Raw genomic sequence first — 25,269 nt, forward strand, 5'->3', positions numbered from 1 at the left:
GCGAGCTTTACAGTAGAGAGTGCACGGTAAGGCGGTTGCCCTTCGTCTGTTGGAAGGTATTCCCACCATTTCCGTGAAGCGTCATTTTTTCCTGGACGTTATTCCCGCGAAAGCGGGGATCCATGTTGTTCTGAGGCTGAAAGCTAAGATGATTTCCCGCTTTCGCGAGAATGACGCCCCAGCAAGATGGAACGCCAGCAATAAAACCTTGCAAGCACTCGTCATCGGTTTGCTTGCCTGGACATGTATCACGTCGGCCTTCGCCACAGAGCCATCCACGTCATCGTCCAGCGCCAACGCGCCATACGTCCAGGCCGCCGCGGGCAACACAAATCCGCCTGATCCATCGAGCAAGACCACCGCAGCAACAGCGCCATCCAAGAGCGCATCCGCATCCCAGGCCGCCGCCAAGCCAACTGCCATCGTTCCACTGCAGGCCAATGGCCTCATCGCCCGCAGCTTGCGGCAGATCAGTCAGTGGGTCGATGGGCTAGGGCAACAGTTGGATGAGGCGCATCGCTCGCTGCTGGCCTTGCTCGCGCTGTTCGCGCGTTCCGGCGGAAACATCGCCAACGTCGTTGATCGCCAGCTGCTGCTGCAGACAGCAGGTGCGCTCGCCGGCATGTTTGCGGTGGGGATGCTGTTCGAATGGCTGCTGCATTTTCTGCTCAAGCGCCCCTTGCGGGCACTGGTCGCCAAGGCGAACGCAGTGGATGAGCGCGATCGGCACCACGAGGCGCGTGAATACACCGCCGCCCGTCGCGAAGCGCAGGCAGCGCAGGTATCGGAAGCGCGGCAGGCCGAGCAGGCCAAGACGATGGCGGGCGTGCAACCGCTGTCCAGCGACGTGGCGCTGATGCACACCAACGAAGACGGCGTCGATCGGGTGGAGCCCGTGCGCGTAGGCGAGCAGAACACGGCTAGCGGTCCGCAGTCGGCGAGTGCGAGTCCAGGCAGCGTGTCTCCTGGCAAACCGGGCAAGACGTCGAACCATGCGAAGCCGGCGCGATACGTGAGCACCTTGCACCATCTGCTATTTGCGTTCGGCGCGTTGTTGCTTAATCTTCTTCCACTGGTCGTGTTCTTTGTCGTCTCCGGTCTTGTGCTGCGCGGAATCGGTAGCGACGACGAACGGGTGCACGCGGTGGCCAGCAGCTTCATCGACGCCTACATCAGCACGCGCATCACTATGGCCGTGTTGCGGCTATTGGTGTCGCCGGAAGGGCCGGGCCTGTGCGTGCTGCGCGTGAGTCATCAGACGACGAAAACCGTGCTGATCTGGATGCGCAGCATCGTGATCGTCGCAGCGTTCGGCATCGCCATCGGCGATGCGTTGGAAGCGCTGGGCGGTGGCGCAGCAAGCCGCATGGCCTTCATCAAGCTCGTTTCGCTATTCGTGCATGTCGCGGCGGCGATTCTTATCCTGCGATTGCGCAGACCGGTGGCGCACGCCATCGCGGCGACGCCCGGCGCGAGCGGCGCAGTGGCTGCCGCTCGCAATTGGCTCGCACGCGTATGGGCATTGTTCGCGGTGACTTTCGTCATGGGCGCGTGGGTAGTGTGGGCGCTCGGCGTGGAAGATGGTTTTCCCAAGCTCATTCACTTCATCGGGCTTTCGGCGGGCATCCTGATCGCGGCACGGATCGCCACCATTCTGGTGCAGGGTGCGCTTGGGCGCGCGTTCCGCCATCGCGATGCCGACGGTGCGGCGGCCAGCGACGCACGCAGCCGGCTCGCGCATCGCTATTACCCGGTTATCAGCGGATTGGTGTCGTTCTTCATCGCGCTGTTCACCATCATCGCGCTGTTCCAGGCCTGGGGGCTGGATGCGATCGGATGGTTCGAGAATGGCGCGATCGGTCGCAGCCTGACTTCCGCTTCGCTGACGATCCTGGTGGCGACCATTATTGCCATTTCCGTGTGGGAGGCAGCGAGTTACAGCATCGAACGCCGCATCGCGCTATGGACCGAGCACGGCGACCTGATGCGTGCAGCGCGCCTGCGCACGCTGCTGCCGATGATGCGCACCGGTCTGTTGATCGGCGTGGTGCTGGTGGTGGGGCTTACCGCCTTGAACGAAATCGGCATCAACACCACGCCGCTGCTGGCCAGCGCCAGCATCGTCGGCGTGGCGCTGGGTTTCGGCTCGCAGAAACTGGTGCAGGATTTCATCACCGGCATCTTTTTGCTGATGGAAAACGCGATGCAGGTAGGCGACTGGGTCACTGTGGCCGGCGTTTCCGGCACGGTGGAATACCTTTCCGTGCGCACGGTGCGGCTACGCGGCGGTGACGGTTCGCTTTACATCATTCCCTTCAGCTCGGTGACCACGGTAAACAACATCAACCGCGGCGTGGGCAATGCATCCATGAGTGTGAACATTGCTTACGGCGTAGATGTGGACCGCGCGATGGAGGAGTTAGCGAGGATCGGCAAGGATCTGCGCAACGATCCGGCTTTCCGGGATCTCATTCTCAAGGATCTGGATATCTGGGGTGTGGATGCGATGGATGGGTCCAAAGTCACCCTCGCCGGCCAGATGCAATGCAAGGACATTGGACGCTGGGGCGTGCAGCGCGAACTCAATCGACGCATCGTGCGCCGCTTCCGTGAGATCGGCATCGAACTGGCTAATCCGCACGCCAGTTATCTGTTTACGCAACAGGAAACCAAGCCGGTGACGAGGACTTCGAGCAAGTGAATCCGCCGTGCAGGAAATGTTGCGAAGTTCTTGCGGCGACGCCTCCTTCATGGTTGCGACGTTAGGTTCCATCAGGAAAACAGGAGATTCCCATGAGCATGCTGCAGGTAGAAACGGACAGCCTGGGTCGGTCGATCGAACTGTTCTACGAAGACGTCGGCTACGGGCCACCCGTCGTGCTGCTGCATGGCTGGCCGTTCGATCATGCGATGTGGGAAGAACAGGCTTTCGCGCTGGCCACCGGCGGCTGCCGGGTGATCACCTACGATCGTCGCGGCTTCGGTAAATCCTCCAAGCCCGCCGACGGTTACAACTTCAACCGTTTCGTCGATGATTTGAAAGCCCTGCTCGATGCGCTCGATCTGCACGACGTGACCCTGGTCGGTTATTCGATGGGTGCGGGCGAAGTCGTGCGCTACATGGGACGCCACCTTGGTCAGCGCGTCACCCGCTTCGCCCTGGTGAGCGCGGTAACGCCTTCCATCATTCGGAGCAAGGACAACCCCGAAGGCGCCGACGACGCGAGGCTCGACGACGTCTACACGCGCATTCGCGCCGACCGCTTCGCCTTCATCGAGCAGTTCGTCGCGCAAGTGTTCGATGGTTCGGGTGTCGGTCATGCCACTGTAGAGTGGATCAAATCGCTGGCCGAGCCGGCTTCGCGCATCGCCATGCTTTCCTGCGTTCGCGCGTTTGCAGAAACAGATTTCACCGGCGACATGGCGGCGGCGATCAATCTGTCTTCGCTCGTGATCCACGGAACGGAAGATCACATTGCGCCGTTTGCTTCGAATGGTAGGCGCACGGCGGATTTGTTGCCGGGATGCATTTTTCGGCCGTATGAAGGCGGATCGCATGGATTGTTTGCGACGCATGCGTCGATGTTGAGCGAGGATTTGCTGGGATTGGTGCGAACGCCGCCGTCGCAGACCTTGCCGCCGACGGTGTTTTAGTTTTGCTCCCTCTCCCCTCTGGGGAGAGGGTTGGGGTGAGGGGCCAATCTCGCGGAGATATTTCTTAGTGCGTAGGTTGGCGGTGAGGCGAAGCCGAACCCCAACGTTTGCGCGATGTTTCGCATTTCGCGATGCACTCGCTGGCGAAATGTTGGGGTTCGGCTTCGCCCGCCGCAAACCTACATTCACTAGCAGCGCGAAAAAGGGACCGCCCTAAAACAAAACGAGCCGCCTATAAAGGCGACTCGGTCGGGCATCGGTCATCCATGTTGAGGAGGGGCCCCTCCTCGGCGCCTGACTTCCCGGCGAGCCATTTATCGCATATTGGCAGTTGGCTGTCAGGGGGTTTCACGACGAATTCACCCGAAACGGCCTGTTTCTCCGTGACCTACTTGTCAGTAGAGGCCAGGGTCTGGACGAGCCGGCGGCCATCCCTTTATAAGAGCGGGTCGCCGCACGATACAGTCGCCGCGGTCAAGGAGTGGTACTGGCTCCCCATGCAACGGATACAAGGATCTTCATGCATTTCGCCAAGGCAAAGGCTTCATCGTTCCCTTATTTCGTGGCCCTGGCCATCATCCTAGTCAACCTGGTTCTTGATGCCCTCAGCATCTACCGCATGCAGCACATGCCCAGCTTTGTGGCGGACAGTGCCTCGGCGGTGAACATGATGTATGTCGTGCTTGGCGGCCAATGGGTGGCCATGGTGTTTTCCGCTGCGATCGGCCTAGGCTATGCGCAGTGGCTGATGGAGCGGCGGCGGGTCGATCTGCCCTGGTACGCCGTCGTGGGCGTGGCGGTCGTCTATGCCGTGCTTTCGATCGCCTTGAATTATGGCTGGCTGTATGCGCAGAAGGCGGCCATGGCGCACGCAGGCTTTGCTGGCATACAAGTCCTGGTTATGGCGGGACTGTTCGTTACCCGCGTCGTTACGCTCATCGCGATCATGCTGCCGTTGTGGCTGGCATATTCTCTTGTGCGAGGGCGCTCGATATCGTCAGGTGAGATGCGCTGGCGGAGCTTGCTGATCTTCGCACTGCTGGTATGGACGTGGCATTTGATGATCGTGCAGCTGGCGCTGCCTTCCGCACTTGCCGCTGCCAGCGTGTATGGTCTCTATCTTTGGTCGATATCGCCGTGGATTTACCTGGCGTCCGTTGCGCTCGTGCTGCCGATATGGCTCGCGGCGCTGCTCGCATGGCCTGCATCGATGTCATCGGCACGTGTGTCGCGCGCCTTGCTTGCCAGCTTCCTGACAGCGATCGTCAACATCGTTTCATTGCTTGCCGTGGCCTTCGTTGCCGCGGCCGTCGTTTCCTATAGAGCTACTAGTGCTACGGAAAATGCCGCGACAGTAACTAGCCTCGCGCTGGTGGCGGCCTTGCTATGGTTCGTCATAACGCTGCCGCTGTGCTGGCTCGGCGTGAAGGCGCTCATGCGCAATGCAACGGGGAGCGTACCCGGCGAACAAAGCTATCGGCTCGGCGAAAGCTCGGTCTGACCGTTTCCCATCAACCCGGTCGACTGGCCAGGATGCGCTCCCATAGTTCTCTCGACGCCTGTTGAGGATCGGGTGTTCCACAAATGGCGGACACCACGGCGATGCCGCTCGCACCCGTCGCCAATACGTCGCTGACGTGTTGCTGTTTCAGGCCGCCGATGGCGACGGCGGGAACGGGGCAAGCGGCCACGATTCGGGTCAGGCCGGCGAAGCCGATCGGCTGTTCGTGATCGGTCTTCGTAGGCGTGGCGAACACGGGACCGACGCCCACGTAATCGACCAGCGCCGGATCAACCGCCTGCGCCGCGCTTTCCGAATTCACCGACAGGCCGAGCAGCATGTTGAGCCCGATGCGTGCACGCGCCGACGCGGCAGGCATATCGCGCTGGCCGATGTGCAGTGCATCCACACCGGCTTCGATGGCTGCCTCGATATCGTCGTTCATCACGACCAGTGCAGGCGTATTGCGCAGCGCTTCTTTTACGCTGCGCGCCAAGGCGATGCGCTCGGTCGTTGAAGCGCGTTTGTGCCGAACCTGAACCATCGTGGCGCCACCTGCGACGGCTTCGCGCGCGGTTTCCACCATCGAATGTTGCTGGCAAAGGTCGGGATCCAGCACCAGGTAGAGCGAAAGATCGAACGGCTTTTTCATGCGTTGGTGACCTGTGCCTGCGCCTGCAACGTGTTTCCATCGAGGCGGGCCAGCGCATCGATGAATTGCCATGCGAACGAACCGGGACCCGACGCCTGTTGCGCGGCCTGCGATCCTGCCACGCTGAAGCAAGCCAGTGCGCTGACGGTGGCGGCCAGGGGTGAATCCGGTGTCACCGCCACGAAGGCACCGACCAAGCAGGTAAGGGCACAGCCCATTGCGGTTACCTTGGGCATCAGCGCCGACCCGCCCGCGATGCGCACACCATCCTGTCCATCGGTGACGAAGTCGATTTCTCCCGTCACGGCGATCACAGCATGCGTGCGCCGCGCCAGCACCATCGCCGACACCTCCGCGCGTTCGACGCTATCACCGCTATCCACACCGCGCCCCGAACTGGTATCCCCGGCCAACGCCATGATCTCCGACGCATTGCCGCGAATCACCGCGGGCCGCAGCGCAAGCAGCTCTTCCACCGCCTTGCGGCGAAACGCGGTAGCGAAATGCGCCACCGGATCGAGCACCCACGGCTTGCCGCTTTCATTGGCAGCGCTGGCCGCGGCACGCATGCCTTCCAGCCAGTGCGATGAGAGTGTGCCGATGTTGATGGTGACGGCGCTTGCGATGTTCGCGAATTCGCCCGCTTCCTCCGGCGCATGCACCATCGCGGGGGATGCGCCGGAGGCGAGCAGCGTGTTGGCTGCGAAGTTCATCGCCACGTAATTGGTGATGCATTGAACCAGCGGGGATTCGTGGCGCAGCTGATCGAGGAGATTGCCGTAGGAAGTGGGCAGGGGCATGACAGATCGGTGCGAGCAAGGAGAGCCATTTTATTCTGAAACACCTCGGCGTGGATGGCGCGATGCCTTACCATTCGGCCATGGCTACCGCGAAGAAGCAAAAGAAGCCCCGTTCGCTCCCACGCTCGTTCTATAACCGCGATCCTCTCATCGTCGCTCCCGAGCTGTTGAACAAAGTGCTGCTGTGCCACGATGGCCGCGCCGGCCGTATCGTGGAAGTGGAGGCATATCACGGCGCGGACGATCCTGCCGCGCATTCGTATCGCGGCAAGACGCCGCGTAACGAAGTGATGTTCGGTGCGCTCGGGCATATGTATGTGTATTTCACCTATGGCATGCACTGGTGCTGCAATACCGTGTGCGGACCGCAAGGTGCAGGCAACGCGGTTCTGATTCGCGCGCTACAGCCGATCGCGGGTCTCGACTTGATGTATGCGGCTCGTCCGGTGGCGAAAAACGATCGGCAGCTATGCAACGGACCGGCTTGCCTTACACAGGCGATGAGCATTACGAAACTGCAGAATGGTATCGATCTGGTGCGCGGTGATGCATACGCGATTGCGGATGACGGAATGCCACCGCCGGAGCAGCCGGTACAGACCACGCGCATCGGCCTTACGAAGGCGGCGGATTATCCGTGGCGGTGGTATGTGGGGGATAGTGCTTATGTGTCGCGGAAGTGAGAGCTGAAAAGGCGAGACGTGCAGCAAATAGCAGAAGTGCTTTTCTGTTTCTCGTGATGACGAAGAATTGCATGCAGCTTCCTGAGTGGTTTCTCCTCCTCCTTGCAGCCTGGTTAGCGTCGAGTGAATCTCAGCTCACCGTGCTTATTGCTCGTCATCCCAGCTTTCGCTGGGGTGACGGCGAGGTGTGGCTGAGATTCGACGCTAATCAGGCTGCAAGCAAGGGAGGGAGCAAATGTCTCGCGCTACTTTGAACACCTATGCGAGTTACTCAGAGCACCCTACAGCAGCCACTACTTCCACCAGCTTCACCGGCTCGAACGGCTTGCCCAGTAACTTCACTTTTGAGCCCAGTTCCTTCAACGACACCAACGTTTCATCCGTCGTGATTACCACGCAGCGCATCGTCGGATGCAGCGTGCCGATCTGTTTGAGCGTGTCACATGTATCGGCGTCGGGAAGATGAAAATCGCAGACGAGCACGTCGATGGCTTTGGCAGTTTCCGCCAAGTGCAACGCATCCTGGCCGCTTCCGCTCGCCATCACTTCGGCGCCTGCGGAACGCAGCGCGTCAGCGAGCAGGGTGCGCAGTGCTTCATCGTCTTCCACCAGCAGCACACGCAAGCCTGTTACGGAATGCGTGGGCGACGGAACGTGGAATCCCGCTCCCGCCGGCAAGCGTATGTGTACGGTGGTGCCAACGTTTTCCGCACTTTCTACGCGGATGCTTCCACGTGCTTTGTCGACGAAGTGCTTGACCGCGGCGAGTCCGAGGCCCGAGCCGAGCCCCGCGGATTTGGTGGTGAAGAACGGCTCGAACAGATGCTCGCGCGCCTCGGGCGACATGCCCTGGCCGGTGTCGGCGAATTGCAGGTCGACGTGCTCGCTGTCGGGCACAGCCTTCAACGTGAAAGTGCCGCCGTGCGGCATGGCATCGCGCGCGTTGCCGATGATATTGAGCATGGCCAGCTCGAATTCTGCGCGATCCAAGTGCACCGGCAAGGGCTGATCCGACAGGTCGGCGACCAGCGCGATGCGCTGGCCGAAGATCTGCTGGATCAATGGCTGCATGTCCGCGATGGCGACACGCACATCGAAGGCTTCGGGTGTGCTGAGCTGTTTGCGTCCCAGCCCGAGGATTCGCCTTATCGCAATGGCGCCGCGTTGTGCGGCCAGCTTGATGCCTTCCAGCGAATCCAGGGCCACCTCGTGGCGCTCAAAGGCATCGGGCTTGCTGGCATAGCCCATGATTACGCCGAGGATATTGTTGAAGTCGTGCGCCAGTCCGCTGGAGACGCGGCCGACGGCCTCGATCTTCTGTGATTGCACCAGCATGGCTTGCGAGCGTTCCTTTTCCAGAATCTCCTGCTGCAGCGCCTGCTGCGTGCGTTCCAGCGCCTCGCCGTGGTGATGGGCGAGATCGAGCGTTTCGCGCAGTGCCGATACCGCGCGATCCAGAATGACGGCGATGACCAGGAAACCGATGCCGCTGCGGATGAAGGTAATCCAATGGGATTCCTCGCCATGCATGCCGGGTACATCCCTCGATGCGTCGACCATCGTGCCGATGCCGAAGATGATCTGCATCGCCAAGACGATCAACCACAGCGTGCGGCGCCCGAGCAGCATGCCACCCAACACCAGCGGGAAAGCCTGGGTCACCTGCGAATGCACTTCCGCGTCGAGCCCGGTATGCCAGTAGGACACGGCCATCAGCACCAGCGACATGGAAAGAAACAGCTCGACCGAACGCTTGAAAAATCCACGGCGCAGCAGCCACAGGTTGAGGTAGACCATGAAGATGGTTGCCGCGTTGATCACCTCGACCAGGTAGTCGATCGGCTCGGCGCCACGCGCGACCGTGATCCATCGCGGCAGCGACAGCACCGGCACGCCCACGCACATGAGCAGCAGCAGTATCTGCACCATCGGCGCATTGCGGCGGTCCACCGGATTGTCGATCGGCACGTTGCGCAACCAGGCGAGGAAGGCGCAAAGCGGGCGGAAGCGGCGGCGGGTGGCCGTAGCCGATGAGGTCGATGACATGAGCGGGGACTCTCGTGACAACCAGTGAAGATAGCCGATCCCAGCGGGAACGGCATGGACGCATACGCGGCCGTACTCGGCATGTGCATGATGGCAGCCGCATCGTGTCACCAGGCCACCTTGAGGCTGGGCTTGATTGGCCGATGCGAAATGTCTCATCCGCACCCTGTGTAAGGATGCACATGGACTTTACAGACAACCACGACGTAACCTGCAATGCGTGACATACGCGTGGAACGCGCAGCGGAAACTGGAACCGCTGCGGAAACCACCGCCGATACGGCGGATGGAGCAGGGGAAAGGCATGATTGAAAGCGTAAAGGGCAACGTGCTTGTCGTGGAAGACGATGCGCAGTTGCGGAACGACATTCTGGTGCCCGGGCTGAAGGCATTTGGTTTCAACGCGGTGGGCGTGGGTAGCGCAGCGGAGCTTTACCGCTCGATCGTGGTCGAGCGTTTCCGGCTGATCGTGCTGGATATTGCACTGCCGGACGAGGATGGGTTCAAGATTATCGGTCAACTGCGCGCGCTGTCCGACATGGGCATCGTGGTGCTGTCCGGACTGGATTCCACGGCGCATCGCGTGCGCGGGCTCATCGAAGGCGCCGATGTCTATCTCACCAAGCCGATCGATGTGGAAGTGCTGGCCGCTTCGCTGCACAGTTTGAGCCGGCGCGTAAGCAATGCAGCTTCTTACGAGCTTGCTGCCACCGGCTGGCATCTGGAAGCAGGCGGGTGGCGGTTGGTTGCGCCGAACGGCGCAATCGTCGCGCTATCGCTGCCCGAGCGGCTGTTGCTCAATCGGCTGGCGACTTCCTCGCCGGAACCGACCGCGCGCGGCGTACTGATCGACGAAATTGCCGGCGTCATTCCTGGCTTCGATCCGGCGCGGCTGGAAATGCTGATCCATCGTTTGCGGCAGAAAGTGACAAAAAAAGCGGGTGAAGAACTGCCGCTTATTGCCGTGCGAGGGGTGGGTTATACCTTGGCCTTGAATTGAGCGGGTCAACGCATTGCGCGTCTTTACATATGCAAGAAAACGCAAGAATGGGTAGTTTTTTGAGATTGTGGGACGCGCGCCGAATACTTAAAGTTCGCCTCGCTGCGAGGTGGCGCTACGTCACGGAAGATGCGGGACTGTGATATTCGCAAACTTCCTCCGGAAAAACTGGGCACGTCATCTCGTTTCAGCAGCAAAGCGTCATTAAAGCGTCATTGTCTAAAGCTTAGGGAGCAGGGGGAGATCTCACTGCGGATGGCATGATTCGTGGATGAATCGTGCGAGTCCAAGTGAGATCTGGGTGAGCTAACAGGGGTCGCTCTTCGATACATCACGTGTCATCCGACTGGCTTGATGTCCAGCGCTTGTTTGCAGCCGTATGTCTGGCTGCAACGAGAGCAGGCGTCGAGCTGGAGCGGTGTGTTGCGCGTGTGATTCGACCTGCGCGGGGCGGCAAGCGTCCCGCGTTGCGTGTGAACAAGCTGCCATTCCCAAAAACTTCGATCAGGTGTAGTGCCATGAGTTCTAAGTGCCGCCCGTGCCGGAATCGCCTTGAATGGCGAGATGCCGCGCTGTCTGATGCCACTCCCGTCATCACGTCTGACGCTCCTGCGCGCAGGCATGCAGTGGGTCGCCGCTTTGCGGTGCTGTCGCTGCTAGCTACCGCGCTGGGCATGACTAGCCTGGCGTATGCCAGTGGTGGCCCGACCGGCGGACAGATCGTCGGCGGTTCCGGGCAGATCCAGCAGATCGGCAACACCACGACCATTCGCCAGAACAGCCCGACGCTGTCGCTGAACTGGCAAAGCTTCAATATTGCGCCCGATCAGACGGTGAACTTTCTGCAGCCGGGCAGCAATGCGATCGCGATCAATCGCATCTTCAGCAGCACGCCTAGCGAAATCTACGGGCATCTCAATGCCAACGGCCAGGTGTGGTTGATCAATCCGAACGGCGTGCTGTTCGGGCAGAGCGCACAGGTGAACGTTGGCGGCCTGGTAGCGTCCACGCTGGATTTTGACGACAGCACGCTCGCCTCGGACAACCGCCGTTTCAGCGGCTCGGGCAAGGGCAGCATCATCAATCGCGGCAGCCTGACGGCGAGCAACGGCGGCTATATCGCTTTGCTCGGCAATCAGGTTTCCAACCAGGGTGTGGTCACTGCGCAGTTGGGCACCGTGGCGATGGGCGGCGGCAGCGCCGTTACGCTCACGTTCTCCGGCAACCAGGTGGTGCACCTGCAGGTCGATCAGAGCACGTTGAACAACCTGGTGGAGAACCGTCAGCTGATCGTTGCCGACGGCGGCCGCGTGATCATGACCGCGGGTGCCAAGGACAGTTTGCTCGCCAGCGTGGTGAACAACACCGGCGTGGTGCAGGCGCAGACCGTACAGAACCACAACGGCGAAATCACGCTGCTGGGTGGCATGACGGCGGGGCAGGTGAATGTTGGCGGCACGCTTGATGCGAGTGCGCCGAATGGTGGCAATGGCGGTGCCATCGAAACCAGCGGCGCACAGGTGCACATCGCCGATGGTGCCGTCATCACCACCAAGGCGGCCGGTGGTAAGGATGGCACGTGGCTGGTTGATCCCACCGATTTCACCATCGCCGCCAGCGGCGGCGATATCACAGCCACCAATCTTGAAACCCAGCTCGCCAACGGCAACGTCGCGTTCACCAGCGCTAACGGTGCCAGCGGTACCTCCGGCAACGTCAACGTCAATCAAGCGGTGACGTGGAGCGCCAATACGACGCTCACGCTGACCGCAAGCAACAACGTCAACCTCAACGCCGCCATCACCAATACCGGCGCCAGTGGCAAGACGGTATTGAACGCGGGCAATGCTTTCGTCAACAACGTCGGCGCGTCGGGTTTGGGCGGCAACTGGGCGATCTACAGCGCCAGCCCCACGGCTACCGGTGAGAAGTTGGGCGGCCTCGCGCCCAACTTCATTCAGTACAACGCGCCGATCGGCACTGCGGCGGCCGCCACAGGCAACGGTGTGTTCTACAGTTTGGCGCCCACGCTGTCGGTCTCGGGCGTCACCGGCACCGTGTCGAAAACCTATGACGGCACCACCAGCGCATCGCTTGCGGCGTCCAATCTCAGTACCAGTGGTTTGATCAACGGCGACACCATTGCATCGGCCGCCGGTACGTACAGCCAGTCCGACGTGGGCACCGGCCTCACGGTGACCTCGCCCTCGTCCATCGCCGGCTTCAACATCGTCAACGGCAGCACGCCAGTTTACGGCTACACCCTGTCTGGCGCGTCCAAGACAGCGAACATCGGCCAGATCATCGCGGCGCAGTTGTACGCCACCATCATCGGCGACCCCACCAAGGTGTACGACGGCACCACCACGGCCACGCTGACTTCGGCCAACTACTACATCACCGGCCTTGCCGCGGGGCAGAGCATCACGGTGAACCAGCCCAGTTCGGTGGGCTACGCCAGCGCCGACGTCAACACCAACGGCGGCACTACGCCGGGCGGTGGCCGGGTGGCGGTCAACGCCAGCTTCACTAGCACCAACTTCGTCGTTGGCTCAGGTACCAAGCTCTCCAACTACATCCTACCCACGGCCACCTCCATCACCAGCGCCGCGCTCGCCCAGGACGCGACGGCCGGCTACGGCATCATCACGCCGGCACCGGTGCAGCTGAGTGGCGTACTGACCACCAATAAGACCTACGATCAGACCACCAACGACACGCTGGACACCAGCAACGCCAACATCTACGGTGTGCTCAGCACCGATCACGTCACGCTCGACAAGAGCAACGCCGTCGGCATCTTCGCCAGCGCCAATGCCGGCAATAACATCGCCGTCGCGCTCAGCGGCTTCGCCCTCGTGGATACGACGGATTCCGCCGGTGTCGCCGCCACCAAGGTCGCGGACTATCAACTGATCGCACCAACCAACCTGACCGCCGACATTGCCCGCTACGCGCTCACCGTCAGCGGCATCACCGCGAACAACAAGACCTACGACGGGACCACCGCGGACACCCTGAACACCAGCGGCGCCCAGCTCAGCCCTGCGTTGAACGGCGACAGCGTGCATTTGACGGGGTCGGCCACGGGTACCTTCAGCCAGTCAGACGCTGGCACCGGCCTGGCAGTAGCGGTCAACGGCCTGTCCGTCGACAACAGCAACTACACCGTCAACGCGCCGACCGGCCTCACTGCGAACATCACACCGCGGGTGCTGGACATCGAGTTCAGCGGCAGCGCCGACAAGATCTACGACGGCACCAATTACGCCACGCTGTCCACGGGCAACTTCACGGTCGCCAACGTCGTGTCGGGCCAGACCGTTTCGGTGAACCAGGCGCCTGCGGTCTACTCCGGCGCCAGTGCGCCCAACGTCGGCACCGACACGGTGACGGCCATGCTGCAATCGTCGGATCTCACCTTCGCCAATGGCGCCAAGGCCGGCAACTACACGTTCAACACCAGCGTCGTCGGCAGCGGCCACATCACCCCCGCGCCGCTGACGGTGACCATCAACGGCAATCCCACGCGCACGTATGACGGCGCCAGCGATACGTCGGCCACGCTGTCCGGCGGCAACTACACGCTGTCGGGCGTGATTCCGGGCGAAAGCATCACGCTGAACGGCCCGGCCACGGGCAACTACTACGACACCGCCAACGGCGCTGCCCCGGGTCCAGGCAGCTACGAGGGCAACGCCGGCACGTGGGGCGTTGTCGCCGCGCTGTCCAGCGGCAACTACACGGCCAACGGCAGCACCTTGCTGTCGAACTACTCGTTGCCGACCCTGGCGTTGGGTTACGGCACCATCACGCCCGCAGGATTGACGGGCATACTCGTCACGGGAGCCAGCGGCAGCAAGGTCTACGACGGCACCAACACGATCGCCATCACCGGATCGAGCACCACCAACCCCGGTTCGGTTCCGCTGGGAAGTGCGGTTCTTGTACTCGGCGGCGCGCAGGCCGGCGACAGCGGCATCGCGCTGTCCGCGAGCGCGAATCTCACCGGCTTTTTCGCCAGCGCCAACGTCGGCTCGCAGCCGCTCAGCGTCAGCAATTTAACGTTGGCGGATTTCACCTGCACCGGTTGCTCCGCCAACTGGCAGACCAACTACACCTTCCCGGAGAGCGTCACCGGTACTGGCAGCATCGTTGCCAAGACTCTGTACATCACGCTCAACGGCGTCACCAAGCAGTACGACGGCAACACGACGGTGCTGCCGCTCTCCAACGGCAACTTCACCGTTTACGGCTACGTTGACAACAACACCAGCGGCACGAAGGATAGCGGTTGGGTCAGTGGCGAGGGCGCCACCATCACGCCCACGGCATCGTTCACCTATGCGTCGCCGAACGTGGTTCGCGACGTCAACGGCAACGTGCTCAGCAATCAGATCGGCGTTACCGGCACGCTCACGCAGAACAACTACGCTGCCAACGGCAGCACACTGCTGACCAACTACAACCTGGTCTACAACGTGAGCGGCATGGGCACCATTACGCCGGCGCCGCTGTACGTCACCGGCGTCTATGCGCAGAACAAGGTCTACGACACGACCAACAGCGCCACCGTCAACATCGTCAACGGCCAGTTGGCCGGCCTTGCCGACGTGGACAAGAACAACAGCGCCATCACGCTGACCATCGGCACCACCACCACTGGCAGCATCGCCGGCAATGGCACCGTCACCGGTTCGACCGTCGCCGGCACGTTCGCGTCGTCGGAGGCGGGCAACGGCCAGACGGTGTCTACGCTCTTCAGTCTTGGCGGCACCTCGGCCGGCAATTACAACCTGGTGCAGCCTGCTCTCGCCGCCAACATCACGCAGGCGCCGTTGATCATCAGTGGCATCGTCGCCAACGGCAAGGTATACGACGGCACCACCACTGCCACGTTCGGTGCCAACAACAGCTTCACGTTCGATACCCAGAACGCCACGCTCAGCGGCTTCGTGGGCGCGGACAACACGAACGACGTCACGTTGTCGGCCACGGGTACCACCGGCACGTTCAGCACGGCCAACGTCGGCAACAGCCTCAGCGTCACCGGCGTCAACGGCTTTTCGCTGAGTGCCGGCACGGCTGGCGACAAGTCCAATGACTACTATGTGGTGAATCCCACCGGACTGACCGCCAGCATCACGCCGCGGCCGCTCAGCGTCACCATCACCGGCAACCCCACCAAGGTTTACGACGGCAGTACTTCCGCGACGCTCACCGCAGGCGACTACACCATCGGCGCCGTCGCAGGGAATTCCAACAGCGGCTGGGTGAGCGGGCAGGGCGCCACGCTCCCGCAGTCGGCGACGGCGAGTTATGCGTCACCCAATGTCAATGGCGTCAATGGCAGCGTGGTCAATTCGACCCTGGTGTCGTCCGACTGGAAGGTCGACAACGCCAGCACCTTGCTGTCGAACTACATCCTGCCAACGACGGCGACGGGTACTGGCACCATCACGCCTTATGTGCTGAACCTCAGCGCCACGCGCGTGTACGACGCCACCACCAACATCTATTCCAGCCTTTCCGGCAACGTCACCAATGCCGACAACGCCAACACGTTCGGCACCTTGACCGGTCTCAACGGCGACCAGTTCACCGTGACTGGCACGGGCGCGACGACGAGCAAGAATGTCGGCACCTACACCTCCGGCGCCGGCTCGTTCACCCTTGGTTCGCTGGCGCTGGCCAACGCCGGCAGCAACGCCGCCACGGAGTTGGCCAGCAACTACACCCTGGTCGGCGGCACGGACAGCTACACCATCACCAAGGCCCCGTTGAACATCACCGGCGCATCGGTGACCGCGAAGGTTTACGACGGCAGCGCCAGCGCGACGGTGACCGGCGCGACGATCACATCAGGCAACGCGTCCGGCGACGTGCTGACTGGCGACAACGTCCAGGTGAGCAGCGGCAACATCGCCGGCACGTTCAACAACAAGAACGCCGGCACAGGCAAAGCAGTCACCATCAACAGTGGGGACATCACCGGCACCGATGCCGGCAACTACACCATCGTGCAGCCGTCGGGCCTGACCGGCACCATCAACCAGCGCCCGGTCACCTTGAGCGGCGTGCGCTCGTACGACGGCACGACCACGGTGACCGGCAACAGCGGCGCCATCACCTGGGCGGCGCCCGGTGCCGTGGCCGGCAATGCGAATTCCGGCGTGGTGTCCGGCGACTCGGTCACGGTGAACGGCGGCAGCGGCTCGGTGTCGCTCGCGAACGTGGGAACGTACAACTCCGACGGTTCGGGCAGCGGTACGTTCACCGCTACCGGCTTGACCTTGAGCAATTCCAACTACGCGATTGCATCGACGGGCAACCAGTTCCAGATCACGCCCTACGTGATCAACTTCACCGGTTCGAGCACCTACACCGGCAACACCACGGTCAGCATCAGCAACGGCAACTTCTCCAATGGCAGCAATACCGTTTCCGTCACCAATGGCAGCTTCGCCACGGGCGTCCTTGGCGAAACGCTGACCCTCGATGGCCCCTACACGCTGGCCAACAGCGGCAATGCCGGCACCCACACCATGACGGTGAATGCCGTCAGCGGCGCCGGCCTGACCCTTGCCAACGGCAGCGGCACCGCCAGCAACTATGAAATCGGTACCGTCACGTACACGGTCAACCCCTACGTGCTCAGCTTCAGCGGCTCGCGCGCATACGACGGCACCACGAACGTCAATGGCAGCGATCTCCTTGACGCGACGACTGGCAGCGCGACGCTGGGCACCGCCACTTTCACCGGCCTCAACGGCGACACGTTCACCGTAAGCGGCGCGGGATCGTTGAGCAACGCGAACAAGGGCAACTACGGTGGCAACGCCAGCGGCACCAGCGGCACGCCTAGCGGCACCACGCAGATCGGCGTCAGCGGACTGACGCTGACTGGCACCGGTGCCAACGCAGGCACCGAACTGGCCAGCAATTACACCTTCGTGGGCGGCAACGACACGTATGACGTCAACGCGAAGCTGGTCACCATCAGCGGCACGCGCGTGTACGACGGCCAAACCGATGCCAGCGGCCAAGCGGGCACCACCTGGCTGGTCAACGGCGTGACCAGCGGCGATGCGTCGAACGTGATCGTGAGCGGCACCGGCTCGGTGTCGAGCGCGAACATCGGTACCTACAACAACGCGGGAACCGGTGGCAAACAGTTCACTTCATCCGGCCTGAGCCTTTCCGGCAGCGCCTCCGGCAACTACACGCTGGAGACCACAGGCAACACGTTCACCATCAACCCGTTTGTGATCAACCTGACCGGTACGCGCACGTACGACGGCACGACCAACATCTATAGCGACGGCACTAGCGGCAGCAGCTTCGCCGCCATCACCGGTTTGAACGGCGACACATTCACGCTGAGCGGTGAAGGTTCGACGTCAGGCAAGGACGTGAACGGCGGGACGGCGTACACGGGCAGCGGCTTCAACTTGGGTACGCTGGCGCTGGTTGGCGCCAACGTCAGCAACTACACACTGGTGGGTGGCACGGACAAGTACACGCTGACCCCGCTGGCGATCACCGTGGGCGCGACGGCGGCGAACAAGGTGTACGACGGCGCGGGCACCGCAACGGTGACCTCGCTCACCAGTGGCGGCGTATTGGCTGGCGATACAGTGAACTTCACCGACACCGGTGCGAGTTTCGCCAGCCCGAACGTAGCCCACGATACCAACGGCAACGTGATTGCGCAGACGGTGACGGTGAGCGGCATCGCCGCGAGCGGCGCGAATGCGGGCGACTACACCGTCAACACCACGGCGACCACCACGGCTACAATCTCGCCGTACGTGTTGAGCTTGAGCGGTACGCGTCAATACGACGGCACGGCGAACGTCAATGGCGGCGATCTGGGTACGTTGAGTGGCGTCAATGGCGACCAGTTCACGGTGAGCGGGCAAGGCACGTCGTACAGCGCGAACGCAGGGACCTATAGCGCCACCACCTTGTCGGGCGCGCCCACCAGCACGCAGCAGATTGGCGTGAACGGGCTGACGCTGAACAGCGCGGGCGCCAACTCGGGCACGGAACTGGCCGGCAACTACACGCTGGCCGGCACGCCGACAAATGGCCGGACGGACACGTACACGATCAGTCCGAAGGTGTTGAACCTCACCGGCTCTCGCACTTACGACGGCACGACGAACATCTATAGCGATGGCACCAGCGGCAGCAGCTTCGACGCCATCACGGGTATCGGTACCGACACGTTTACGCTAAGCGGTGAAGGTTCGATATCGAGCAAGGACGTGAACGGTGGGGCAGCGTACACGGGCAGCGGCTTCAACTTGGGCACGCTGGCGCTGGTTGGCGCCAACGCCAGCAACTACACACTGGTAGGCGGCACGGACAAGTACACGCTCACGCCGCTGGCCATCACCGTGGGCGCGACGGCGGCGAACAAGGTGTACGACGGCACGGGCATCGCGACGGTGACCTCGCTCACCAGCGGCGGCGTATTGGCTGGCGATACAGTGAACTTCACCGACACCGGTGCGAGTTTCGCCAGCCCGAACGTGGCCCACGATACCAACGGCAACGTGATTGCGCAGACGGTGACGGTGAGCGGCGTCGCCGCGAGCGGTGCGAATGCGGGCGACTACACCGTCAACAACACCACGGCCACTACCACGGCCAGCATCACGCCGCTGGCATTGAACCTGACGGGTTCGCGCACCTACGACGGCACGACGAACATCTACAGCGACGGCACTAGCGGTAGCAGCTTCTCCGCCATCACCGGTTTGAACGGCGATACGTTCACGCTGAGCGGTGAAGGTTTGACGTCGGGCAAGGACGTGAACGGTGGCACGGCATACACGGGCACCGGTTCGACGACGAGCACGACGCAAGGCTTCAACCTGGGCACGCTGGGGTTGGTTGCCGTTGGCAGCGCCAACGTCGGCAACTACACACTGGTGGGCGGCACGGACTCGTACACGCTCACGCCGCTGGCTATCACCGTAGGCGCAACGGCGGCGAACAAGGTGTACGACGGTACGAGCACCGCAACGGTGACCTCGCTCACCAGCGGCGGCGTATTGGCTGGCGACACGGTGAACTTCACCGACACCGGTGCGAGCTTCGCCAGCCCGAACGTAGCCCACAATACCAATGGCAACGTGATTGCGCAGACGGTGACGGTGAGCGGCGTCGCCGCGAGCGGCGCGAATGCGGGCGACTACAAAGTCAATACCACAGCCACTACCGCGGCCAGCATCACGCCGCTGGCAGTGAACCTGACGGGTTCGCGCACTTACGACGGCACGACCCATATCTACAGCGACGGCACCAGCGGCAGCAGCTTCGCCGCCATCACCGGTTTGAACGGCGACACATTCACGTTGAGCGGTGAAGGTTCGACGTCAGGCAAGGACGTGAATGGCGGCACGGCGTACACGGGCACCGGTTCGACGACGAGCACGACGCAGGGCTTCAACCTGGGCACGCTGGGGCTGGTTGGCGTCGGCAGCGCCATCGCCGGCAACTACACACTGGTGGGTGGCACGGACAAGTACACGCTGACCCCGCTGGCGATCACCGTGGCCGCGACGGCGGCGAACAAGGTGTACGACGGCACGGGCACCGCAACGGTGACCTCGCTCACCAGCGGCGGCGTATTGGCTGGCGATACAGTGAACTTCACCGACACCGGTGCGAGTTTCGCCAGCCCGAACGTGGCCCACGATACCAACGGCAACGTGATTGCGCAGACGGTGACGGTGAGCGGCGTCGCCGCGAGTGGCGCGAATGCGGGCGACTACACCATCAACACCACCGCAACCACCACGGCCACGATCTCGCCGTACGTGCTGGGCTTCAGCGGCACGCGTCAGTACGACGGCACGGCGAACGTCAATGGCGGCAATCTGGGTACGTTGAGTGGCGTCAATGGCGACCAGTTCACGGTGAGCGGGCAAGGCACGTCGTACAGCGCGAACGCAGGGACCTACAGCGCCACCACCTTGTCGGGCGCGCCCACCAGCACGCAGCAGATTGGCGTGAACGGGCTGACGCTGAACAGCGCGGGCGCCAACTCGGGCACGGAACTGGCCGGCAACTACACGCTGGCCGGCACGCCGACGAATGGCCAGAGGGACACGTACACGATCAGTCCGATGGTGTTGAACCTCACCGGTACGCGCACGTACGACGGCACGACGAAGATCTACAGCGGTGGCACCAGCGGCAGCAGCTTCGCTCCCATCACCGGTTTGAACGGCGACACGTTCACGCTGAGCGGTGAAGGTTCGACGTCAGGCAAGGACGTGAACGGCGGCACGGCGTACACGGGCACCGGCTTCAACCTGGGCACGCTGGGGCTGGTTGGCGTCGGCAGCGCCAACGCCAGCAACTACACACTGGTAGGCGGCACCGACTCGTACACGCTGACGCCGGCCATGTTGACGGTGGTCGGTACCACCGTCAGCACCAAGACCTACGACGGCACCACCGCGGCGACCCTGAGCAATGCGACATTGAGCGGCGTGCTGGGTAACGACCAGGTGACGCTGGGCAACGCCACCAGCGGCACGTTCGCCACGCCAAATGCGGGCACGAACATCGGCGTGACTGCGAGCACAATGACGATCGGTGGCAGCGACGCGGGCGACTACACATTGGTGCAGCCCACTGGTCTCACCGGCACGATCACACCGGTCGTGCTCAACTTGATCGGCACGCGCGTATACGACGGCATGACGGATGCCAACGCCAACTTGTTCGGCAGTACCGGCGTGCTCACCGGCGTGAATGGCGAAACCGTCGACGTCAGCGGTTCGGGTGTGCTTGCTAGCAAGCATGTCGGTACGCAGTCGTTCGCCAATCTCGGCACGCTGGTGTTGGGCAACGGCACGGGCCTGGCCAGCAACTACACCCTGGTGGGTGGTACTGACCAAGTGACTGTCATGCCGCTGGCTATCACGGTCAACGCTACTGGCCACAACAAGACCTACAACGGCAATGCCACGGCCGGCGTCACGCTCTCCAGCAACGGCGTGCTCGCTGGCGACACGGTGAACTTCAACGACGGCGCAGCCAACTTCAGTTCGCCCAACGCTGGCAGCAACGTCGCGATCACGGTCACTGGCATTGGCGCCACCGGTGCTGACGCCGGCGACTACAGCTTCAACACCACGGCCACTACCAGCGCGACCATCAACCCGTACGTGCTCAGCCTCACCAGCACGCGCGTGTACAACGGCACCATCGGCGCCAACGCCAACTTGTTCGGCAACAACGGCGTGCTCACCGGTGTGAATGGTGAAACGGTGAACCTCAGCGGTTCGGGCGTGCTCACCAGCAAGAATGTGGGCTCGCAGCGCGCGTTCGCCAACACCGGTTCGCTGGTGCTGGGCAATGGCACGGGCCTGGCCGGCAACTACACGCTGGCCGGCGGCACTGATTGGGTGAGCGTTACGCCGGCCACGCTGGCGGTGATCGACACGACGACCACCAATCGCGTCTATGACGGTACCAACGTCGATGCGCTGAGCGGTTCGACGCTGAGCGGCGTGTTCGGTAACGACAACGTTGTACTCGGCAATGACACCACTGGCCTGTTCGGCAACAAGAACGTCGGCAACGGCAAGGCGGTGAGCACGGCGATGACGATCAGTGGCGGCGATGCCAGCAATTACATCCTGGTGCAGCCCACGGGCCTCACCGCCGATGTCACGCCACTGCCGATCATGGTCACGGCCACCGGCACCAACCGCATGTACAACGGGCAGACGGGCGACGTGATCACGCTCAGCACCAACGGCGTGCTGTCGGGCGATCAACTGAGTCTCACGGACAGTTCGGCCAACTTTGCCGATCCGTACGTGGGCAACAACAAGACCGTCACCGTGAGCGGTATTGCGGCGCTGGGCGCGGATGCGGCGAACTACCTGATCGTGGATCCGGTGACCACCACCACCGCCAACATCACCAGTGCCGGCTTCGACGGCAGCGGCGTGCAGGGCAGCTGGATCGCGCAGTTGCAAGGTGGGCTGGAGCCAGCGGCGATCGCTACGCCGTATGGCTCGACCGATTCGGATACGGTCGGCGTCTACACCGGCAATCACCAGCTCAAGCATCGCCCGATCGAACGCAACCGTGCACGTTCGGACTTCCGTACCGGCCTGTCTCTGCAATTCCAAAACGGTGGCGTGCGTCTGCCCTCGGACGCCTCGCCATGACAAATCATTACAAGCTGACCTACCGCCCCGGTGAACCCATGAAGATTGCGCCGCATCCGGCGACACCACGCCTTACCTTGATCTGCCTTGCGCTGGCGGCAGCATTGTGTGCGCCGAACGTGCACGCACAAACGCACGTCACTACGCCGCAGACGAATAGCGGCCAGTTACTGCAGCAGTTGCAACAGCAACCGACGCAGCCGCCTTCGTCCAATCTCGACTTGAACGTGCAGAAGCGGCAGGCAGCGCGTTCGGAGGACAACACCAAGTTTCCCGTGCGCACGATCGAAATTACCGGTAACAGTTTGCTGAAGACCGATGTCTTGCATCAGTTGGTAGCCTCCAGCGAAGGGCACGAGTTGAGTCTCAACGATCTCGATGACCTGGCCGAGAAAATCACCGGCTATTACCACGATCACGGCTATCCGCTGGCGACCGCCTACGTGCCCGCGCAGACGTTGCACGATGGCGTGGTACGCATTGCCGTGGTGGAGGCGCGTTACGGCAAGGTGGTGTTGCAGAACCAGAGTTCAGTGGGCAGCTATCCGCTCGACGCCACCTTGTCGCCGCTGCAATCGGGGCAGCCTGTGCGTGAATACGGACTGGAACGCAGTCTGCTGCTGCTTTCGGATATTCCCGGCGCCAGTGTGAGTTCCGTGATGCGTCCGGGTGAGCAGGAAGGTACCTCCGACCTGCTCGTCGACGTGACGCCGGCACCGCGTTATACCGGCACGGTGGGCTTGGACAACTATGGCAATGCCTACACCGATCGCGTGCGCCTTTCCGGCACGTTTGACGTGAATGGCCTGTTCCATCAGGGCGACGTGCTGGATTTCAGCGGCGTGAGTTCGGGCTCGGGCATGAGCTACGGACACGTCGGCTATCGCTACCTGTTGACGGGGCAGGGCACTACCCTTGGTCTTGCTGCATCGGGACTCGAGTACAAGCTGGGCAACGGCCTTGCCGATCTGCATGCGCACGGTACGGCCACCACGCAGAGCGTGAACCTGTCGCAACCATTCATCCGCAACACTGCTGGCAACCTTTACGCGCAGATCGAGTTTGATCACAAGCGTCTGTACGACAACATCGATCTGGCCGCCCTGGAAACGCATCGCCATTCCAACAGCTGGGTGCTGACGGTGGCGGGCGACCAGCGTGACAGCACGGGCATCACCAACTTCAACATCAGCGGCACTTACGGTCATCTGTACCTGGACAACTTCCAGACGCTGTTCGCCGATTACTTCGGTGCACGCACCGCGGGCAGCTACGTGAAGATCGATTATTCCGTATCGCGCCTGCAGCAGTTGAATCCCACCAATGCCATCTATGTCGGTTTCTCGGGGCAGCACGCCAACAGGAACCTGGATACGTCCGAGCAGTTCTACCTCGGCGGCCCGAGCACCGTGCGTGGCTACGATGTGGGCCTGGTCTCCGGTGCGCAGGGCAATCTGGCGACGATCGAATATCGCCACGATTTCACCATCGCAGTCCTGCCGGGCCCGTGGCAGGCTTCCGCCTTCGTCGATAGCGGACGCGTGCTGGCGTACAAGGATCCGTTCCTGCTGGGCCCGAATAGCGCGCGCCTGAGCAGTGTGGGCGTGGGCCTGCATTGGACGGCACCGCACGACTGGGTAATCGGCACCACTGTGGCCTCGCCGATCGGCAACAAGCCGGCGCTGGCTGGGCCGCATGCCAGTACGGCGACGCGGTTCTGGTTCCAGGTGCAGAAGGGATTTTATTGAGGGCGGCCAATACCCCTCTATCTGCACATCACCTTGCTAGCCTGATATGGCTTCAGCGTCATTCCGGCCTTCGCCGGAATGACGCTAGGTGATTTTGACCTGAAATCGGCACGTTGGAGTTCGGCTGTATCTCACTCCAACCTACGTGGCTTGCGGGTGAAGATGTTGGCGAGCGTGGCGCGTCACGTATGACGAAACACGCATCATAAAGGTGGCGCAGGAGACGGATTCCCTGCGAGCATTCGCATCGCCACAATGCTCCCGCCGGGTTTTCCTTCCAACGCCGCCTTGGCAATCTCCACCTCACTCTGCGTCGCTGTTGCCAGCACGATCACGGTGCTCGACACGCCTTGGTCACGCACGACAAAACTCAACGTGCGCGCCGCGGCTTTCGGTTGTTTAACCAGCGCATTCACATAACGCGACAGGCAGCGCGACAGGCCGAGGTCTTCCACATCGCAGAACGCGACATGCGACGACTGCGCAAATACCGGTTCATACCTTCCGTGGCAGTACATGGAAGGCTCATTCATCGCTGACTGCCCAGCATCGTAAGCAGCGTTGTCGTTGCATCCGGCATGCTGCGAAAAGGCTGCATCCATGCTCGCTTGGCATTGAGCGGCGTTGTCCTGCGAAGTAAGACACACGGCGGTGATACCTTGTGCGCCCGGTGCGATAGCAAATGGATGCACAGCTGTCTGCGGCTTCGGCGTCATCAGCGGCGCGGGCCGGATCACAGTGGGATAGATGGAGCCGGAAACGCGCGAGACATCCTGTGCCGTCTGGGCGATTGCCCAGATGGGTAGGACGAGAAGAATCAAAGCGATTCCACGCACGAAGGTATTCATGGATTTCCTTTGATCGCCAGGATTGCGATCGAACCCACCTATCCCCGCGAGCGGAACCCTAATCCATGCTTTTCTGAGCTTACGTAGCGGCCATCACAAAATGGGATGCGCCGGCGGACGGACTCGACTGACCT

At 62.1% G+C, this 25,269-nt stretch carries 11 protein-coding genes; 7 read left to right on the plus strand and 4 right to left on the minus strand.

Annotated elements, in window-relative coordinates; genetic code table 11:
• Positions 1-208: 208 nt before the first annotated feature.
• From ISP18_RS10545 to ISP18_RS10555, 3 genes are all read left to right on the plus strand, one after another.
• On the plus strand, positions 209-2,701 hold the full coding sequence (locus ISP18_RS10545) for a mechanosensitive ion channel family protein (RefSeq protein ID WP_380010582.1): 2,493 nt from the start codon (positions 209-211) through the stop codon (positions 2,699-2,701).
• A 92-nt stretch (positions 2,702-2,793) separates the two neighbouring features.
• A complete protein-coding gene (locus tag ISP18_RS10550) occupies positions 2,794-3,654 on the plus strand; it encodes an alpha/beta fold hydrolase (protein ID WP_380010585.1) in 861 nt (286 codons plus the stop codon).
• A 520-nt stretch (positions 3,655-4,174) separates the two neighbouring features.
• On the plus strand, positions 4,175-5,155 hold the full coding sequence (locus ISP18_RS10555) for a hypothetical protein (protein WP_380010588.1): 981 nt from the start codon (positions 4,175-4,177) through the stop codon (positions 5,153-5,155).
• Between the two features lie 10 nt (positions 5,156-5,165).
• On the opposite strand, the gene thiE is transcribed toward ISP18_RS10555, so the two are convergent.
• A complete protein-coding gene (thiE, locus tag ISP18_RS10560; protein ID WP_380010591.1) occupies positions 5,166-5,807 on the minus strand; it encodes a thiamine phosphate synthase in 642 nt (213 codons plus the stop codon).
• Positions 5,804-6,607, minus strand: coding sequence for a hydroxyethylthiazole kinase (gene thiM / locus ISP18_RS10565; RefSeq protein ID WP_380010594.1), 804 nt, complete (start codon positions 6,605-6,607; stop codon positions 5,804-5,806). Before thiM ends, thiE begins: the two co-directional genes overlap by 4 nt.
• Positions 6,608-6,669: 62 nt before the next feature.
• On the opposite strand from thiM, the gene ISP18_RS10570 reads away from it, so the two are divergent.
• Positions 6,670-7,290 carry a DNA-3-methyladenine glycosylase gene (locus ISP18_RS10570; RefSeq protein ID WP_380010596.1) on the plus strand — a complete coding sequence of 207 codons (621 nt, stop codon included), beginning with the start codon at positions 6,670-6,672 and terminating at the stop codon, positions 7,288-7,290.
• Between the two features lie 267 nt (positions 7,291-7,557).
• Here ISP18_RS10570 and ISP18_RS10575 read toward each other — a convergent pair whose 3' ends face one another.
• The gene (locus ISP18_RS10575) at positions 7,558-9,336 is read right to left on the minus strand and encodes a hybrid sensor histidine kinase/response regulator (RefSeq protein WP_380010599.1); all 1,779 of its coding nucleotides are present in this window, start codon (positions 9,334-9,336) and stop codon (positions 7,558-7,560) included.
• A gap of 304 nt (positions 9,337-9,640) precedes the next feature.
• Here ISP18_RS10575 and ISP18_RS10580 point away from each other — a divergent pair, with 304 nt between their 5' ends.
• The 3 genes from ISP18_RS10580 to ISP18_RS10590 all read left to right on the plus strand — a co-directional run bounded on the left by ISP18_RS10580 (position 9,641) and on the right by ISP18_RS10590 (position 24,287).
• Positions 9,641-10,336, plus strand: coding sequence for a response regulator transcription factor (locus tag ISP18_RS10580; protein WP_380010602.1), 696 nt, complete (start codon positions 9,641-9,643; stop codon positions 10,334-10,336).
• A 626-nt stretch (positions 10,337-10,962) separates the two neighbouring features.
• Positions 10,963-22,539, plus strand: a complete 11,577-nt coding sequence (locus ISP18_RS10585) for a YDG domain-containing protein (RefSeq protein WP_380010605.1) — start codon at positions 10,963-10,965, stop codon at positions 22,537-22,539.
• The gene (locus tag ISP18_RS10590; RefSeq protein WP_380010608.1) at positions 22,536-24,287 is read left to right on the plus strand and encodes a ShlB/FhaC/HecB family hemolysin secretion/activation protein; all 1,752 of its coding nucleotides are present in this window, start codon (positions 22,536-22,538) and stop codon (positions 24,285-24,287) included. The genes ISP18_RS10585 and ISP18_RS10590 overlap by 4 nt, the downstream gene beginning before the upstream one ends.
• Before the next feature lie 203 nt (positions 24,288-24,490).
• On the opposite strand, the gene ISP18_RS10595 is transcribed toward ISP18_RS10590, so the two are convergent.
• Positions 24,491-25,135 (minus strand): hypothetical protein, encoded by a 645-nt coding sequence (locus ISP18_RS10595; protein ID WP_380010611.1) that lies wholly within the window; start codon positions 25,133-25,135, stop codon positions 24,491-24,493.
• Positions 25,136-25,269: the final 134 nt, after the last annotated feature.

The organism is Dyella humi (genome assembly GCF_044904605.1).
Classification (GTDB): domain Bacteria; phylum Pseudomonadota; class Gammaproteobacteria; order Xanthomonadales; family Rhodanobacteraceae; genus Dyella_B; species Dyella_B humi.

Excerpts from the sequence above, each read along its gene's own strand:
- ISP18_RS10550 (WP_380010585.1), top strand. The coding sequence starts at position 2,794 with ATGAGCATGCTGCAGGTAGAAACGGACAGCCTGGGTCGGTCGATCGAA.
- ISP18_RS10555 (WP_380010588.1), top strand. The coding sequence starts at position 4,175 with ATGCATTTCGCCAAGGCAAAGGCTTCATCGTTCCCTTATTTCGTGGCC.
- thiE (WP_380010591.1), bottom strand. The coding sequence starts at position 5,807 with ATGAAAAAGCCGTTCGATCTTTCGCTCTACCTGGTGCTGGATCCCGAC.
- thiM (WP_380010594.1), bottom strand. The coding sequence starts at position 6,607 with ATGCCCCTGCCCACTTCCTACGGCAATCTCCTCGATCAGCTGCGCCAC.
- ISP18_RS10570 (WP_380010596.1), top strand. The coding sequence starts at position 6,670 with ATGCCTTACCATTCGGCCATGGCTACCGCGAAGAAGCAAAAGAAGCCC.
- ISP18_RS10575 (WP_380010599.1), bottom strand. The coding sequence starts at position 9,336 with ATGTCATCGACCTCATCGGCTACGGCCACCCGCCGCCGCTTCCGCCCG.
- ISP18_RS10580 (WP_380010602.1), top strand. The coding sequence starts at position 9,641 with ATGATTGAAAGCGTAAAGGGCAACGTGCTTGTCGTGGAAGACGATGCG.
- ISP18_RS10590 (WP_380010608.1), top strand. The coding sequence starts at position 22,536 with ATGACAAATCATTACAAGCTGACCTACCGCCCCGGTGAACCCATGAAG.
- ISP18_RS10595 (WP_380010611.1), bottom strand. The coding sequence starts at position 25,135 with ATGAATACCTTCGTGCGTGGAATCGCTTTGATTCTTCTCGTCCTACCC.